Origin of the sequence: Chelatococcus sp. GCM10030263 (genome assembly GCF_042666455.1) — a bacterium.
In the GTDB taxonomy this organism is placed as follows: Bacteria; Pseudomonadota; Alphaproteobacteria; order Rhizobiales; family Beijerinckiaceae; genus Chelatococcus.
The window spans coordinates 902,551-917,771 of the sequence record NZ_JBHTDB010000002.1 but is presented as its reverse complement, the minus strand read 5'-3'; the positions used below and the strand labels follow the sequence as shown (position 1 = coordinate 917,771).

The window sequence follows — 15,221 nt, the reverse complement described above, 5'->3', positions numbered from 1 at the left end:
CGGCTCGAGCGGGAGGTGTGCGGATCACGCTTTCGTTTCAGGGGGTGAGGCGGTCCGGCGACGGCCGGGCGATGCCGTCTGCCCGCGACTCAAGGGGTTGGCAATGACGACGTCCGATGCCGCTACGCGCGGCTATAGGCTCATGCATGTGATGGTGCGTGTCGGCGATCTCGAACGGTCGATCGACTTCTACTGCCGCCACTTCGGCATGAAGGTTCTCCGGCGAGAAGACGTTCCCGAGGGCAAGTATACCAATGTGTTCGTGGGCTACGGGTCCGAATTCACCGATCCGATCATCGAGCTCACCTATAATTACGACGTGGAGAGCTACGAACGCGGCACGGGCTTTGGCCATCTCGCGATCGGCGTACACGACATCAAAGGCGTTTGCGAGCGCTTGCGGACGGACGGCGTGACAATCGTCCGCGAGCCGGGGCCGGTGAAATTCGGAACGCTGCATATAGCCTTCGTCGACGACCCGGATGGCTATCGCATCGAGCTGATCGACGTCGGCACCGGCGCCTATGGCGAGGCTAGACGGTCGCGTCAATAAGCCAGCCCCCTGCCCGCGGCTGCTTCCGGCAGCCCGAGGCTCTGTGGATTCACGTTTCGCGCAGGACGCCCGTGGCGACGAGCTCGCCGCGAGCATTCGCGCAGACGGATCAGTCGAGCAAAGGACGATATCAAATGGCCACTCTCGATCAGAAGACGCTGGATCTGCTCAAGCAGGTTCCAAGCGCGACCGTCTCCGGCATTCTCTACAAGAAATACGGAATGCGGTCGCGCGCCATCTCCCATATACGGCCCCTCAGGGAAGACAACTGCCGCTTTGCCGGCCCGGCCTTCACGCTGCGCTATGTGCCGCAGCGCGAGGACCTCAACGTCGCCACCGATCTCGGTAATCCGAACAGCGTCATGCTCAAGGCAACCGAAGAGATCGCCCCCGGCGATGTCTTTGTCATGGACATGCAGGGCAATAGTGCGGTGGGCGGCATCGGCGACGTGCTCACCGCCTGCCTCATCGAGCGCGGCATCGCGGGCGTGGTCGCGGATGGCGGCATGCGGGACGTCAAGGAGTTGCGCATGATGGGGCTGCCGATCTTCTGCGCCGGTCCTGCGGCACCGCCGAGCCCCGTTTCGCTGATGGCCATCGACATACAGCTGCCGATCAGTTGCGGCGGCACGGTGGTCTTCCCGGGCGACTTCGTCGTCGCCGACGAGGACGGTGTTGTCGTCATTCCCTCCCATCTCGTCGCCGAGGTGGTGGAGCAGGCGCTCGAAAAAGAACGGCTCGACGCATGGGTACGGCAAAAGGTCGAGGAAGGCGGCGGCATCCGGGGCCGCTATCCGCCCGATGAAGCGCATCTTTCGATGTATCGGGCCTGGCTGGCGTCGCAACCCAATTAGCCGGAGCCGGCTCGGACGCCCGGCCTCTGCCCGCTTACATCGTCCTTGCGGGTGAGTTATGGATCTCGGCGGGCGGGGATATCGCCAGCATATCCCCAGAACACGACTTGAAGCACGATCGTCGGCAAGCCGATCGTGCTCACTCACGAGGAAACCGGCATGGCTGTGGCGACCATATCCTATCTGACGACCGTCAAATTCGACTTCGGCGCGATCATGGAACTGGCCGGCGCCCTGCAGAGCTTCGGCATCGCCAGGCCGATGATCGTCACCGATCGCGGCGTGCGTGCCGTGGGCCTCGTCGATCGGGCCGAGGCGGCCATGAAGATGCCGGCGGCGGCAATCTTCGAAGACACGCCAACCAACCCCACCGAGCGCGCCGCGCGGGCGGCCCTGCAGCTCTTCCGCGACAATCGATGCGACGGCATCGTGGCGATCGGCGGCGGCTCGCCTATCGATCTCGCCAAGGCCTGCGCGCTCATGGCGACCCATGACGGCCCGCTCGGCCAATATGCCGCCGTCGAAGGCGGCATCGCGCGCATCACGGCCGATATGCCGCCGGTTATCGCCGTGCCGACGACGGCGGGCACCGGCGCCGAGGTCGGCCGGGCGGCCATCGTCATCCTCGACGACGGGCGCAAGCTCGGCCTCGTCAGCCCCTATCTCTTCCCGAAAATGGCGATCTGCGATCCCGAGCTCACGCTGGGCCTGCCGCCGAAGCTCACCGCCGCCACCGGCATGGACGCGCTCACCCATTGCGTCGAGACCTATCTCGCCAATGCCGTCAATCCGCCGGCCGATGCCATCGCGCTCGACGGGCTCGCGCGTTGTGGCGCCTCGCTCGAACGCGCAACCCAGGACGGCCAGGACCGCGGCGCGCGCTGGAACATGATGATGGCGGCGCTCGAGGGCGCGCTCGCCTTCCAGAAGGGGCTCGGCGCCGTCCATGCCATGAGCCATGCGCTCGGTGGCCTGGAGAATTTGTCGCTGCACCACGGCACCTTGAACGCGGTGCTGCTGCCGACGGTGCTGCGCTTCAATGCCGATGCGGTCGGCCACAAATATCCGCGCATTCTCGCAGCGCTCGGTTTGCCCGAGGATGCCGACCTCGCCCGCACCATCGAGGACCTCAACCGCCGGCTCGACATGCCGGCGAGCCTCTCGGCCATGGGCGTCACCGAAGGCGTGCTCGACCGAACCGCCGAGCTTGCAGCCAAGGATCATACCAACGCCACCAATCCGAAGGCGGCCAATGCCGATGACTATCGGCGCCTGCTGCGCGAGGCGCTGTAGCGGCCGACGCCACCGCTTCGTCTGCGTAATCCTTGCGCCCCGGCAGCGAAGGACTGTTTGCGCTCAGGAGAGATCCGAACTCATGCGTTACGTTCCATTCGGCAAGACCGGCATCGAGGTCTCGCAGATCGCTCTCGGCGGCCATGAATATCTCGGCGACGGCCGCTCGCGCGGCTTCAACGAGGACATGGCCAAGGCGGTGACGCCGGGCTTCATCGCGCCCGGCTTCGGCGGTCCGCGGCGGCGCGAGGTCCTGAAGGCGGCTTACGATCTCGGCATCAACTATTTCGATGTCACCATCGATTCGGAAAAGGAGGCGCTCGGCCGCAATCTGGCCGAGATGCCGCCGCCCTTTCCGGTCTATGTGCAAACCCGACCGGAGGGCATGTGCTACGGCTACGACCCCGGAAATCGCAAGATGCTCGATTTCGCGCTCATGCGCGCGGAGGTAGTCCGCTCGCTTGGGCTCCTTCGCCGTGAGACGATCGATTTTCTCAACATCGGTCTGCTGAAGCATTCCATCGACGAGACACCCGATTATCTTCCGCGTCTCGCCGACAACCTGGCGCGGTTGCGACGCGAGGGCCTGATCCGCTTTGCGGTCGCCGATTCCTTTTCCGGCGAAAGGCTCTATCTCGCAGAGCTCAATTCCGGCGCCTTCGACGCCGTTAATCTCGACCTCAGTCTCGGCGAGCAGGCCGGCTTGCGCGCGGTCGTGCCACGGGCACGGGAGCTCGGGCTCGGCGTCATTGCGCGCGAGGTCTTCTTCAAGAGCGAGCTCTTCACCATCGGCGACAGCATCGGCCTGACGGATCGGGCGCGTCTGGCAGCCGCCGCGCTCGCCTGGGTCGTGCACCAGCGTCCGGATACGATCATCGTCGGCGTGGACAATGCCGAGCAGCTGAGGGCCAATGTAGTAACGGCGCTCGACGGCACCCGCGCGCCCGACGCCGAGATCATCGCGCGGCTCGATGCAAGCGAGGGCTTCCGGACCTATGCCGACACGCGCCGGTCGCAGTTCTTCGAGGACGCCTGAGACCAGTGGTTCAGGCGCGGGCTCGCCGCTCGCGAATTCCGGCTTGCGCTTCCGTCCCGCTCGGGCTCAGCTCGGGATAGAAAGATCAGGGACGTGAAGCCGAGAGGACCAGTCGATGTACAAGCACGCTGTCATACCCGCCGTCGCCGTCGTGCTCGGCCTCTCCACGGCTCCGGCAGCCGCGGTCACCGCGACCTATACCTGCCGGGACGGCACGGAGCTCCATGTCGACTTTGCCCGCAACATGGCGCGCGTCAGCGTGAAGGGCACCGCCGGGGCGGCGACGCTCACGCAGCAAATGGCGGCGGACGGTTTCTGGTACACGAACCAGAAATCGGGGCTGCGCGGCAAGGGCACTCTGGCAACCTGGACGAACGGGTCACGAGCGGCCACTGAATGCAAGGCCGACTAACCCCCTACACGCTGGCGCCCCGCTTTTTTTGTGTCCGCCCGGCTATTGTGACCGTCGCATACACCACCGCAATCGAATCGCCGCGGACTTGGCCCTGCCTCCGCGTCGGCCGGCAACGCCGAAACTCTAGGGAGGCGAGTGGCTTACAATGAGCTATCGCCCTGCCGTCGCATTTCGCCTAGCGTCGGGCGTGTCTCAGGAGTTCGCTGACGAAGATCGGCGTGTTCCGGAACTGCACTCGCCGGTATGCCGTTATGGCATAGGTCAGCTTAGAAAGGACCCTATGATGCGTTTTCCCATCCTGGCGGCAATCGCCGCGGCGATCCTGCTCGTCTTTGGCCATGCCCCGCAAGCTGAGGCCGCTCCCGTTCAGTGGCAGCAGTTTCACAATGCCAATCCCATGATCCAAGAGGCGGCTTGCGTCACCCGGCGCATTCGCACCGTCCGGCCGAACGGCCGCGTCGTCTATCGCACCGTTCGGCGCTGCGGCGTTCCTGCCTATGGCCGGGCCTATCGCGGTTATCGCGGCGGCTGCCGGACCGTTCGCCAGCGTATCGTGCGCCCGAACGGCCGTGTGGTCTACCGGCAAGTCCGCCGCTGCTGATCAGCTGCGCTTGAAACACTCTCGGCACACGGCGGCACCGGCGCGGCTCATGCCGCGAAGCGGGTCGCCGTGTACCGTTGGCTTGGCAAGGCCCGCGCATGCTCTCAGGCGGTTGCCGCGTGAGAGCCTCCGATTGCGGCATGGATTGCACGGCAATGACGGACGAGATTGGCGTGCGAGGTGACGAATTGTTTGAGCGGCGTATCGATGGGGTAGAAGTAGACATTGGCAATGAAGCCGTAGATGGCCGCGTCGATGCTGGTCGGCTTCGGGCCATACAGGAACGTGTCCTCCGGGATGAGATTGGCTAGCACCTGGAGATCCTCGGTCCCGCGCGCATAGGCGGCTGCGGGGGCAAAGCGGCCAATGCCCTGGTAGTGATAGCGCTGAGAATTGAATTCTTTGGCCTTGCGCAGGTTCTCTTCCGTCAAACTGGGATGCTGCCGCAGCAAGGCGTCGCGGAAGGCCGGCCAGAATTGCTCGTCCTTCCATCTCGAATAAGACATGACCCAGTAGAGATCATCGAGCATGCGCGTGATGAGATGGCCGGTATCGCGCTGCGCCTGAATCAGCCCGGCGTCGATCGACAGACCATTTCTTTCGATCAGATGCGCGATGATCGCGCCACTGTCGCCGATTGTCTCTCCGTCATCGACGATATAGGGCAGTTGCCCGCGCGGCGCCGCCGAAGCGTCGAAGACATGCTGATGGATGAACGGCACGCCGGTCAGTTTGAGGAACGCAAATACCTTGAGACCGTAGCCGTTGTTGTCGGCGACGCCGAAGAGTTCAGGGTAGGAATAAAGGGTGATCATGGGGCCTCCGAGCCGGGCGCAGCGTAACCTACTCTGATCGGCCGGTCATCCGGAGGACTGGGAGATGCCACTGTCGATCGGCCGGCATGCCATCAGTCGAGCGCTAGGGTGCGCAACAGTTGCACGTGGGACCGACATGGTCGAACACCAGCATCGCCGGAGGCCGCGTGCAGGGAGCACGCGGTGACTGGCTCAATCAGACGGTGCTTGCCGAAACGCCATCCAGCGCCGCAATCGCTTCGTCCGGCAGATCGAGTTCGACCGCCGCGAGATTCTCGCGCAAATGTCCAATGGACGAGGTGCCAGGGATCAACAGGATGTTGGGCGCGCGGCGAAGCAGCCAGGCGAGCGCGACTTGCATCGGCGTCGCCCCGAGGCGCTGGGCAACGTGGGATAAGCTGGACGACTGCAGCGGATTGAAGCCGCCGAGCGGAAAGAACGGCACATAGGCAATGCCGTCGCGGGCGAGATCGTCGATCAGGGCGTCATCAGCCCGATGCGCCAGATTGTACTGGTTCTGCACGCAGACGATCTTGGCGATCCTGCGTCCTTCGGCGATCTGCGTAGGGGTGACGTTGCTCAGCCCGATATGACGCACCAAGCCCTGCCGCTGAAGCTCGGCCAGGACGGTGAGCGGCGCCTCGATCGACCCTTCGGCGGGGCCGTGCACACCGAACATGATGCGGAGGTTGACCACCTCCAGGGCATCGAGCCCGAGATTGCGCAGGTTGTCATGCACCGCCTGGGTCAGCTCTTCCGCTGAAAAGGCTGGGATCCAGGATGCGTCGGCACCGCGCCGGGCGCCGATTTTGGTGACGATGACGAGATCGTCGGGATAGGGCGCAAGCGCCTCGTGGATCAGCCGGTTAGTGACGTGAGGCCCATAGAAGTCGCTGGTGTCGATGTGTTTCACGCCGCTCGCCACCGCAGCGCGCAGCACGGCCAAGGCAGCATCGTGATCCTTGGGCGGGCCGAATACCCCCGGCCCCGCCAGTTGCATGGCTCCATAACCGAGCCGCTTCACGGTGCGATCGCCGAGAATAAATGTGCCGGACTTGTCGATATTGGTCATGATCGATCTCCTCTGCAGCACAGATAGGCGTTGCCGGAGCGCGCGATAATCCAGTACAATCCGTACAGGTTGTGCGGCATCATGAACAGCGCAAGTCGACTGAGTGATCTCAATGCTTTCGTAGCCGTGGCGCGCGCCGGCGGATTTCGCGAGGGCGCGCGCGCGAGCGGCATGAGCGCCTCGGGCTTGAGCGAGGCGGTGCGGCGGCTCGAAGCTCAACTCGGGGTCAGACTGCTCAACCGCACGACCCGCAGCACCGTCCCCACCGAAGTCGGCAAAGACCTTTTGGAGCGGCTCGGCCCGGCCCTGACCGAGATGGAAGCTGCCCTCGACGTGGTCAATCGCTTCCGTGACAGGCCAGCGGGCACCCTCAGGCTCAATGTGCCAGTCAGTGCGGCTCGGCTGGTGCTGCCCGCGATCGTGCCGCCTTTCCTCGCCACTTATCCCGATATCCGGCTGGAGGTGATCACCGAGGAAAGCTTCGTTGACGTGCTTGCCGCCGGCTGCGACGCAGGCATCCGTTACGAGGAGCGGCTGGAGCAGGACATGATCGCAGTGCCGATCGGGCCGCGCGAGCAGCGTTTCGCGACCGCCGCGTCGCCGGCCTATCTCGACACCCACGGCCGGCCGGAGCACCCCCGCGATCTGTTGGGCCACGCGTGCCTGCGCACCCGCTTCGCGAAGCGCACGATGGCGCCGTGGGAGTTCGAACGCGACGGCGAGGTCGTGCGGGTCGATCCGCCGGCACCGCTGACCGTGGTGGCCGGCGGGGGCGCGGACCTCGTCGTCGAAGCAGCCGTCGCCGGCATCGGAATCGTGTCGTTGTTCGAGGATTGGCTCCGCCCCTATTTCGATCGCGGCGCGCTCGAGCGCGTCCTCGAGCCGTGGTGGCAGCGATTCTCGGGGCCGTTCCTCTATTATCCGGGCCATCGCCTCGCGCCCGCACCGCTGCGGGCGTTCATCGATTTCATCAAGGCTCGGCCACACGATACCCCCCTGCGGGCGGCGGTGGAATAATGAGGGGTCGCACGGCGCGCTGCCGGAATGCTGCCACCGACGCTATACGAGGATGTCTGGCGAGCGGAGAGCGACGAAACGGACAGCTATGTTTGAGCTATTCCCCTTAATACCCCTCTTAAATAGAGCTACGAGCAAATGACTTAAACCGGTGGAGCGTAGCGAGGGGTTCACGCAGGAAGCCGCCGTTCTGCAATTACGTTAATCGATGATATTGGCACCCTCCGCTTTCAAACGGGCGAGACCGTCCTTCATTTGCTGTAGCTGTTCAGGCGGGTGCCCTTGCCACTTCGTCACTTCGGCGATGACTCGCACTGGGTCGCGGGAGCGATAGGACAGCGTCGGGTTTCCGGGAAACTTTTTATCCGTCAGGTTGGGATCGTCCTCGATCGGCCCGGTTGGCTCCACGACATAAATCCGTTCTCGCCCACTGCCGACGGCCAACTCAGCGCCCCAGATCGCGGCATCCAGCGTGCCGGTAAAATATACCCAAGATAGCGGCTTGGCTTCGGCAAAATTGGACTGATAGCCCACGACGATCAGGTCTCCGGGATTCAGATCGGCCTTGGTTCCGTGGAAGAACGATTGTGAAAACATGCTGGCAATCGCTGACACAGGCTTGCCGCTCCCTTTATATGAAGCGAGGATATTGATCGGCTGCGAGAGGCTTCGACGCACGTCTTGCGGACCCGCACTCGTCAAGTGCGGTCAGCATCTTCTTAATCTGTTCACGGCTACAAGAATACGTCAGTTCTCATTTCGTCTCTCGTTGAAATTTCTGGATGATCAGTACTCTGGTTCCCGCGATCCATCCGATCACCGGCATCGCCAGGAGGAAATGCATTTTTGGAAAGACGTGCGACGCGGATGTGAAGCTCGACCGGGACAGCAACGTAAGTTTAGGCCCGGACAGCATCTTCTAGAAAGAATTAAATTATCCCATCCAACACGGACAGGATATTATATGATGTTGAATATATATTATTGTATCGTCCGGCTATAAAATTCCACGGCTAACACTAAGAATCTGTATTTCTATCATTCCCGCATCGGTTTGCGTCGCTTCCTTTCTGGCAATTCCGAATTTACGGGGAGATGGAATCTTGAATTCTCTGCCTTTCCGGCTGCGCGGACTAGTTCCATGGTCTTGGTAAAATGCTCCTTCAGAAGGAGCGCCGCCGTGTCGACATCACGACAGAAAACGGCTTTGGCGATGTTCTCGTGCTCGGAATAGGGATCGCGCGTGAAGAGGCCGGCGGGGCGCGCGAGACGCCGGTAACGCTCGCTCTGCTCGTGGAGGGAATCGCGGAAGCGGAGCAGCCAGACCATGCCGCAGGCCTGGGTCAGGGTGCGGTGGAACCTGTCATGCAGCAGGTTCCAATTCTCGTTGTGACGTGTCGGATCGGCGGGGTCCATGTAGTCGACGTTGCGCAAGTCGTCCCACGCCTTTCGCACATCTGCGATCCAGGCGTCGCCGCCCTCTTCCAGGGACTTGCGCAGAGCCAGGGCCTCGATCTCGATCCGGGTGCGGGTCAGGTCCTCGAGGTCGGCCTCCGATATGGGGCTCACCCGGAAGCCGCGCTGATCCTCCGCGAGCACGAGGCCGTCGGCAACCAAGCGGGAGAGCGCCTCACGCACCGCCGCGAGGCTGACATTAAAAGCTTGAGCGAGAGCGGCGACGGGCAGTTTCTCCCCCGGCGTCAGCCGGCAGGTGAGGATATCGGTCCGCAGCCGGTCGAAGATCGCGGACGTCAGCGAGCGCGGCCTGCGCCCTTCGAACAGATCCTGCCCGGCATAGAAATCCGAGTCGGCGGGAGCGTTGGATGTCATAGTTCGCCCTGATGCGAACGCGCGGTCGCGTTCATGAAAAATGCAATCTTTGCCCGCTCTTCATGTCGAAGAGATGCACCAGATCGGTGTCCGGTTGTACCTCGATAATCTGACCCGGCTTTGGAAGCACGCGCTCGCGGAACACGCAGGTCATTTCTTCCCCCGACGACCGCATGATGACGAGGGTCTCGGAGCCGGTCGGCTCCACCACCGCCACTTCCATGGCGAGACCACCCTCACGCGCCCGGAAGTGCTCCGGCCGGATGCCGTAGACGGCGGACCTGCCGATCTCGCTCTCCGGCGCCGTCTTCATGGGCAGGACAATTCCGCTGTCCGCCTTGAAGCCGTCCCTCTCGATCTTCCCTTTGATGAAGTTCATGGAGGGGGAGCCGATGAAGCCGGCGACGAACTGGTTGGCGGGCCGGTCGTAAAGATCCAGCGGCGCGCCAATCTGCTCCACCACGCCGTCATGCATGACGACGATCTTGTCAGCCATGGTCATGGCCTCGATCTGGTCGTGGGTGACGTAGACCGTGGTGGTCTTCAGCCGCTGATGCAGCTCCTTGATCTCGGTGCGCATCTGCACGCGCAGCTTCGCGTCGAGGTTGGAGAGCGGCTCGTCGAACAGGAACACCTGCGGGTCGCGCACGATCGCCCGGCCCATGGCGACGCGCTGGCGCTGGCCGCCGGAGAGCTGGCGCGGAAACCGCTCCAGAAGATGCGAGAGGTCGAGGATCTCCGCCGCCCGCTTCACTCGGGCCTCGGTCTCACTCTTCGGCACCCTCCGCAGCTTCAGAGAGAAGCCCATGTTCGCGCCCACCGTCATGTGCGGATAGAGCGCGTAATTCTGGAACACCATGGCGATGTCCCGCTCCTTCGGCGGCACGTCGTTGATGACACGGTTGCCGATCATCATCCGCCCGCCGGTGATGTTCTCCAGGCCCGCGATCGTGCGCAGAAGCGTGGACTTGCCGCAGCCGGAGGGACCGACAAGCACGACGAACTCGCCATCGGCGATGTCGATGGAGACGCCGTGAAGCACAGCGGTGGAGCCGTACGCCTTCTTCACTTGATCGATCAGCACGGGTGCCATGGAGAGACCTGTTCGTTATGCGACGGGAAGGATTTCGGCGCCCTGCGGCATCACAGCCCCGCCTCGTCGAAGAAAGTGAGCATCATGTTGGCCACGCGGCCCGGATCTTCGAGGTGCGGGAAATGGCCGAGCCTGGGCAGCGGCATCATGCGCAGCAGGGGCGCGTTGACGAGGCGGCTCTGGGTCGCCTCCACCATCTCGCGCGAGGCCAGCCAGTCTTCCGACCCGTGGGCGAGGAGCACCGGCACCTTCACCTTGTCCATCAGCGAGCGGATGTCGCAGCGGCCATAGGCGCGCAGGTCGCCCTGCTGGGCCACGGGGATGATGGACAGGACGCCCCATTCCGAGAAAGCCCGGCCCTCGGGCGTCGAACCGAAGCCCACAAGGCTCATGGAGAAATCCATGTTCCCGTGCATCAGGCTCACCTGGGGATGGGTCATCAGATCGAGCGCGGTCTCGGTGAAGGTCGGCGTGTGGTCGCACCCTTGCAGGGAAACCACTCCGCGCACCTCGGGCGCAACGGCCGCCAGAAGCAGCGACAGGTTCCCGCCGAGGGAGCATCCCGTGATGATGAATCTGTCCCCGACCGCGCACGCCGCGAAGTCCCGCAGCCATTGCGCGATGTCGTGGGCATCCTGGAGGCAGGCATTGCCCGTGAGCGGCCAGCTTTTGCCATGTCCGGGAAGGTCGGGGACGATCACGCGGTAGCGGCCGGCGAGAGCCTGCATGACGCCGTGCCACTGGCGGCCCTCCCGTCCCGCCGTGTGGATGGCGACGATGGCCGGCCCCTCGCCGCATGCCTCGTAATAGGCCTGGCGCCCGCGCACCTCGACATAGCGCCCGACGATCTCAGTCATGTGCGATGCCTCCGGTGAGCCGGGCCGACACGCGCCAGAGCTGCCAGAGCGCCGGCGTCATCCACATGGCGGAGAGCGCATCGCCTTCGACCCGCAGCCGCCCGTGGAAGACGTTGATGGCCCTGGCATAGGGGATGGAGCCAGTAATCACCTTCTCCCACTCGCCTTTCGGCCCGCTGATGGAGAAGCCAACCCCGGTCAGGTCCCTTCCCTCCAAGCGCGCCAGGACGCCCCGATGGAATTCCAGGAGGTGCTGCGCATCGTCGATCCTGACGGCGAAGGCGCAGGCGCGGGCGTGAGCGGATTTGATGCGCAGGTCCGCATCCTCAGCCGCCGCCGCGATGAGCGCGTCCCAAAAACTTGCGCCCGAGATGTCCATTCCATTCCCCGATGGAGCCGGTGCGGCGCGTGACGCAGCGTCATCCATCGCGCCCATACCTTTCGATGATCTCGCGGGAGAAGGAGAGGCCGAGACCCGGCCGGTCCGGCAGGGTGAACATGCTGCCGGCAATCTTCTGCTCCTCGTTGAAGAGCTTCTCCCACCAGCCAGGCAGATATTCCGAGAAGGTGGCGTTGGGCAGCGCCGCGACGAGGTGCGCGGAGATCTCCGTGAAGGTGTGGGAGGAGACGGGCACGTGCCGGCCGGCAGCGAGGGCTCCCACTTCCATGAACTCGGTCGGCCCGCCGCACCGCATCAGGTTCGGCATCAGCACGTCGCACGCCTTGCCGTCGAGCAGCTCCAGGTGGCCGTATCGCGTGAAGACGGACTCTCCCGCAGCGACCGGCATGTCCAGCGCGTCCGCCACCCGCGCGGTGCCCGGAACGTCGTAGACCGAGACCGGCTCCTCGTACCAGCACACGCCGAGATCCTGGAAGCGGCGTCCGGCGGCGATGGCGTCCACCACGCTCCAGGCCTGGTTGGCGTCGATCATTATGCCGAAATCGTCGCCCACGGCGGCACGGAGTTTTCCGACGCGGGCCACGTCCACCTGCCAGTCGGGGCGGCCGACCTTGATCTTGCATCGCTTGAACCCGGCCTCGCGATGCCGCGCCACCTCCTCGATGACCGCCTCGATGGGATCGGCCAGGAAGCCGCCGGTGGGATAAAGCTCGATCTCCGAGCGCACGCTGCCGAGCAGGCGGTGGAGCGGGGTTGCCTGGGACTGGGCGAACAGGTCCCACAAGGCGGTGTCCACGACGCTCATGGCCATGGCGGAGGGGCCGGTCTGGCCGATGAAGTTGAGCTGCCGCCACATGGCGAGCGCATGGGCGCGCACGTCCGCGACCTGCTTGCCCATGAGATGCTGCGCCAGGTCCTCGACGATGAGCCGGATGGCCGCCGCCTGGCGGAACGCGAAATTGAACGCATAGCCGATACCGACGAGCCCGTCGGCATGGATCTCGATCAGCACGTTCTCCAGGTCCCGATAGACATGGTTGCCCGTCTGCAGGGGCCGCTCGAACGGGATCGAGACGTGGTGGGTGACGATCTTGTCGATGGTGGTCATTGGAATGTCCTGGCCCTTTCGCGGGTCCGGCTGGCTCAGATGCAGCCGCACTTGCGTAGGAGGTTTTCCGAGTTCGTGTGCAGCACCCGTTCCAATGCCTCCGGCGTGAACGGCAGGGACGACACGCGCTCGATGGCGGTCTTCACCGGCACGATCGGGAAGCAGCTCGCGAACAGGATGCGATCGGGGATGATGGTGTTGGCGGCCTCGGCGAACAGGTTCGCGCCGGGAAGGTGGATATAGAGCGAGGTGTCGATGAAGACATTCTCGTGCCGGAACGCGATGGCGATGGTTTCCGTCACCCAGGGCCATCCCGAATGATCGATGATGATGGTCAACTCGGGGAAGTCGCAGGCCACGTCGTCGATGGCGCGGACATCCCCGTGCGCCAGGCGCGGGCCGGGGAAAGGCAGCGGCCCACACGTGATCACCACCGGCACGCCGAGCTCCGCGCACTTGGCATAGACCGGATAGAGCCGGCGGTCGTTCGCCGCCACGAGCCCACCATAGGGATCGATCGCGACGCCCTTCAGGCCCAGCTCCCTGATGGCGTGCTCCACGGCGCGCACCGATCGCATGCCCTGGAGAGGGTTGATGCCGGCAAAGCCGACCACCTTGCCGGGGAAGCGCTTCGCCACCTCCGCCACGTATTCGTTCGTGACGTCGTGCCCCGTCGTGCCCTCGGACTGGCGGCCGGTGAACACGACACGCTCGACACCGTCCATCGCCAGATTCTCGACCCACTGTTCCAGCGTCACCGGCTGCGGCTGCGGCGAGCCGAGCTTGCGGATCACCTCCTGGGCAACCGGCGAGCCCAACGCGACCAGATACTCTTTGGTGTTGGGCCGGGAACGGAAATCGATCACGCGCATCGCAGACATCTCTTCGTCGGAAGGCACGGGCGCAGCCTGGGCGCCTCGGGAAGCGTGCCGGCGCCGCCCCGCATCCGGAGCGGCGCCGAATCTTGCGGCTTACTTCAGCTTGCTCGCCACGGCGTCCACGGCGGTGTTCGCCGGCGTCTTGCGGATCACCACCTGCTCCAGGATCTTCGCCAGCGAGTGGTTCTGGAGCACGGGGCCGAGCTTGAGCTGCGGCGCGCCGGATTCGTTCAGCGGGAACTGGCCGACATCGATGGCCTGCTTCAGCACCGCGAGCGACTTCTCGCCGGCGGGGGTCTTGAACAGCGCCTGGTCGAGGAAGGCGGGGTTCTCGGAGACGCTCTTCAGCGGCGGCCAGTAATGGACCGGCACCGTCTTCATCATCCGGATCTTCCGGTCACCGGTCTCCAGATAGGAGATGAAGCCCTCCGCTTCCTTCTGGTTCTTCGCGCCCTTCGAGAAAGCCCAGCTCTTGATGTAGAGCAGCGCTGAGGGATGGGCGCCCGGCCCGGTTCCTGCGGGATGGAGCATGGGCACGGCGACGTCGAGCAGCTTGGGATTGAACTGCTGGAGATAGCTCAGCAGGCGGAAGGGATAGTCCGTGTGCCCCACCGCGCCCGTCGCGAATGCGTTCATCATCTCGTTATTGGAATAGTTGTTCACGCCGGGCGGCGCAAAGGCGGTGACCTTTGCCAGGAAGGTGAAGGTGTCCACTGCGTTGGGCTTGGTGAGCGTCACCGCGCCGTCCTTGTCGAACACCGTTGCGCCGTTGGACCACATCCAGTTCTGGACAATGTCGTTGGTGAGCCAGGTGTCGCCGACCGACATGGCGGTGCCGTAGAACTTACCGCCGCCGCCCTGCCCCTCGGACTTGGTGAGCACCTCCAGATTGTTGAGGTACTCGTCCCAGGTCTTGGCCTCCTTGAGGCCGTACTTGTCGTAGAGGTCCTTGCGATACCACAGCACGTTGACGCCGATGCTGAAGGGCACGGCCCAGACCTTGCCGTCCAGCGTCATGGCGTTCAGCACGCGCTCGAAATAATCGCTGCGGCCGACGTGATCGATGATGGAATCCACCGGGCGGATGATGCCCTTCCGGGCCAGCTCAAACGTCTCATACTGGTTCTGTACGTTGAACACTTCGGGCGGATCGCCGGCCGCGACCGCGGCCATGAGCTTCTGCGTCAGGTCCTGGAAGCCCACATACTGGACTTCGATCTTGGTGTCGGGATTGGCCTTCTCGTAATCGGCAATGACCGATTCCAGCACCTGCTTGGTGTCCGGATTGGTCTCCGTGGTCATCACCCGCACGGTGCCGGCCCAGGCCGTGGAGCCTAGGGCCAGCGTCGATAGCGAGATGGCCGCGGCGTAAAGGACGTTCAGTGATTTCTTCATGTTG

Annotated in this window: 17 protein-coding genes; 7 read left to right on the top strand and 10 right to left on the bottom strand. The window is 64.1% G+C overall.

The window, feature by feature from the left end:
* Window positions 1–103: 103 nt before the first annotated feature.
* From gloA to ACFQU1_RS04155, 6 genes are all read left to right on the top strand, one after another.
* Window positions 104–553, top strand: coding sequence for a lactoylglutathione lyase (gene gloA / locus ACFQU1_RS04180; protein ID WP_378129514.1), 450 nt, complete (start codon window positions 104–106; stop codon window positions 551–553).
* Window positions 554–687: 134 nt separating this feature from the next.
* Window positions 688–1,407, top strand: a complete 720-nt coding sequence (locus ACFQU1_RS04175) for a ribonuclease activity regulator RraA (protein WP_378129512.1) — start codon at window positions 688–690, stop codon at window positions 1,405–1,407.
* 165 nt (window positions 1,408–1,572) lie between these two features.
* Entirely contained in the window at window positions 1,573–2,700 is a 1,128-nt protein-coding gene (locus tag ACFQU1_RS04170; protein WP_378129772.1) for an iron-containing alcohol dehydrogenase, read from the top strand.
* Window positions 2,701–2,782: 82 nt separating this feature from the next.
* Window positions 2,783–3,736 carry a hypothetical protein gene (locus ACFQU1_RS04165; RefSeq protein WP_378129510.1) on the top strand — a complete coding sequence of 318 codons (954 nt, stop codon included), beginning with the start codon at window positions 2,783–2,785 and terminating at the stop codon, window positions 3,734–3,736.
* A 115-nt stretch (window positions 3,737–3,851) separates the two neighbouring features.
* Complete coding sequence (locus tag ACFQU1_RS04160) at window positions 3,852–4,148, top strand: MliC family protein (protein ID WP_378129508.1); 297 nt, start codon at window positions 3,852–3,854, stop codon at window positions 4,146–4,148.
* A gap of 286 nt (window positions 4,149–4,434) precedes the next feature.
* Complete coding sequence (locus ACFQU1_RS04155) at window positions 4,435–4,752, top strand: hypothetical protein (RefSeq protein WP_378129506.1); 318 nt, start codon at window positions 4,435–4,437, stop codon at window positions 4,750–4,752.
* Between the two features lie 104 nt (window positions 4,753–4,856).
* Here the strand turns inward: ACFQU1_RS04155 and ACFQU1_RS04150 are convergent, their stop codons facing one another.
* Both ACFQU1_RS04150 and ACFQU1_RS04145 read right to left on the bottom strand, forming a co-directional pair.
* Window positions 4,857–5,567 carry a glutathione S-transferase family protein gene (locus ACFQU1_RS04150; protein WP_378129504.1) on the bottom strand — a complete coding sequence of 237 codons (711 nt, stop codon included), beginning with the start codon at window positions 5,565–5,567 and terminating at the stop codon, window positions 4,857–4,859.
* A 196-nt stretch (window positions 5,568–5,763) separates the two neighbouring features.
* Entirely contained in the window at window positions 5,764–6,639 is an 876-nt protein-coding gene (locus tag ACFQU1_RS04145; RefSeq protein ID WP_378129502.1) for an aldo/keto reductase family oxidoreductase, read from the bottom strand.
* Between the two features lie 81 nt (window positions 6,640–6,720).
* Between ACFQU1_RS04145 and ACFQU1_RS04140 the strand changes: the two genes are divergently transcribed.
* Complete coding sequence (locus tag ACFQU1_RS04140) at window positions 6,721–7,656, top strand: LysR family transcriptional regulator (protein WP_378129770.1); 936 nt, start codon at window positions 6,721–6,723, stop codon at window positions 7,654–7,656.
* Between the two features lie 201 nt (window positions 7,657–7,857).
* Here ACFQU1_RS04140 and arr read toward each other — a convergent pair whose 3' ends face one another.
* From arr to ACFQU1_RS04100, 8 genes are all read right to left on the bottom strand, one after another.
* A complete protein-coding gene (gene arr / locus ACFQU1_RS04135) occupies window positions 7,858–8,271 on the bottom strand; it encodes an NAD(+)--rifampin ADP-ribosyltransferase (protein ID WP_378129500.1) in 414 nt (137 codons plus the stop codon).
* 423 nt (window positions 8,272–8,694) lie between these two features.
* Entirely contained in the window at window positions 8,695–9,486 is a 792-nt protein-coding gene (locus ACFQU1_RS04130; protein WP_378129498.1) for a GntR family transcriptional regulator, read from the bottom strand.
* Between the two features lie 31 nt (window positions 9,487–9,517).
* Complete coding sequence (locus ACFQU1_RS04125; protein ID WP_378129496.1) at window positions 9,518–10,579, bottom strand: ABC transporter ATP-binding protein; 1,062 nt, start codon at window positions 10,577–10,579, stop codon at window positions 9,518–9,520.
* A 50-nt stretch (window positions 10,580–10,629) separates the two neighbouring features.
* The gene (locus tag ACFQU1_RS04120; RefSeq protein ID WP_378129494.1) at window positions 10,630–11,436 is read right to left on the bottom strand and encodes an alpha/beta fold hydrolase; all 807 of its coding nucleotides are present in this window, start codon (window positions 11,434–11,436) and stop codon (window positions 10,630–10,632) included.
* Window positions 11,429–11,815, bottom strand: coding sequence for a hypothetical protein (locus ACFQU1_RS04115; protein WP_378129492.1), 387 nt, complete (start codon window positions 11,813–11,815; stop codon window positions 11,429–11,431). The genes ACFQU1_RS04120 and ACFQU1_RS04115 overlap by 8 nt, the downstream gene beginning before the upstream one ends.
* 40 nt (window positions 11,816–11,855) lie before the next feature.
* Entirely contained in the window at window positions 11,856–12,944 is a 1,089-nt protein-coding gene (locus tag ACFQU1_RS04110) for a mandelate racemase/muconate lactonizing enzyme family protein (protein WP_378129490.1), read from the bottom strand.
* A gap of 35 nt (window positions 12,945–12,979) precedes the next feature.
* The gene (locus tag ACFQU1_RS04105; protein ID WP_378129488.1) at window positions 12,980–13,816 is read right to left on the bottom strand and encodes an amidohydrolase family protein; all 837 of its coding nucleotides are present in this window, start codon (window positions 13,814–13,816) and stop codon (window positions 12,980–12,982) included.
* A 99-nt stretch (window positions 13,817–13,915) separates the two neighbouring features.
* The gene (locus tag ACFQU1_RS04100; protein ID WP_378129486.1) at window positions 13,916–15,217 is read right to left on the bottom strand and encodes an ABC transporter substrate-binding protein; all 1,302 of its coding nucleotides are present in this window, start codon (window positions 15,215–15,217) and stop codon (window positions 13,916–13,918) included.
* Window positions 15,218–15,221 lie beyond the last annotated feature (4 nt).

What these genes read in the sequence shown, in the direction of transcription:
- ACFQU1_RS04165 (WP_378129510.1), top strand. Translation starts at nt 2,783, where the DNA reads ATGCGTTACGTTCCATTCGGCAAGACCGGCATCGAGGTCTCGCAGATC.
- ACFQU1_RS04125 (WP_378129496.1), bottom strand. Translation starts at nt 10,579, where the DNA reads ATGGCACCCGTGCTGATCGATCAAGTGAAGAAGGCGTACGGCTCCACC.
- ACFQU1_RS04115 (WP_378129492.1), bottom strand. Translation starts at nt 11,815, where the DNA reads ATGGACATCTCGGGCGCAAGTTTTTGGGACGCGCTCATCGCGGCGGCG.
- gloA (WP_378129514.1), top strand. Translation starts at nt 104, where the DNA reads ATGACGACGTCCGATGCCGCTACGCGCGGCTATAGGCTCATGCATGTG.
- ACFQU1_RS04100 (WP_378129486.1), bottom strand. Translation starts at nt 15,217, where the DNA reads ATGAAGAAATCACTGAACGTCCTTTACGCCGCGGCCATCTCGCTATCG.
- ACFQU1_RS04110 (WP_378129490.1), bottom strand. Translation starts at nt 12,944, where the DNA reads ATGACCACCATCGACAAGATCGTCACCCACCACGTCTCGATCCCGTTC.
- ACFQU1_RS04155 (WP_378129506.1), top strand. Translation starts at nt 4,435, where the DNA reads ATGCGTTTTCCCATCCTGGCGGCAATCGCCGCGGCGATCCTGCTCGTC.
- ACFQU1_RS04160 (WP_378129508.1), top strand. Translation starts at nt 3,852, where the DNA reads ATGTACAAGCACGCTGTCATACCCGCCGTCGCCGTCGTGCTCGGCCTC.
- ACFQU1_RS04130 (WP_378129498.1), bottom strand. Translation starts at nt 9,486, where the DNA reads ATGACATCCAACGCTCCCGCCGACTCGGATTTCTATGCCGGGCAGGAT.
- ACFQU1_RS04150 (WP_378129504.1), bottom strand. Translation starts at nt 5,567, where the DNA reads ATGATCACCCTTTATTCCTACCCTGAACTCTTCGGCGTCGCCGACAAC.
- ACFQU1_RS04145 (WP_378129502.1), bottom strand. Translation starts at nt 6,639, where the DNA reads ATGACCAATATCGACAAGTCCGGCACATTTATTCTCGGCGATCGCACC.
- ACFQU1_RS04105 (WP_378129488.1), bottom strand. Translation starts at nt 13,816, where the DNA reads ATGCGCGTGATCGATTTCCGTTCCCGGCCCAACACCAAAGAGTATCTG.
- ACFQU1_RS04120 (WP_378129494.1), bottom strand. Translation starts at nt 11,436, where the DNA reads ATGACTGAGATCGTCGGGCGCTATGTCGAGGTGCGCGGGCGCCAGGCC.
- ACFQU1_RS04140 (WP_378129770.1), top strand. Translation starts at nt 6,721, where the DNA reads ATGAACAGCGCAAGTCGACTGAGTGATCTCAATGCTTTCGTAGCCGTG.
- ACFQU1_RS04175 (WP_378129512.1), top strand. Translation starts at nt 688, where the DNA reads ATGGCCACTCTCGATCAGAAGACGCTGGATCTGCTCAAGCAGGTTCCA.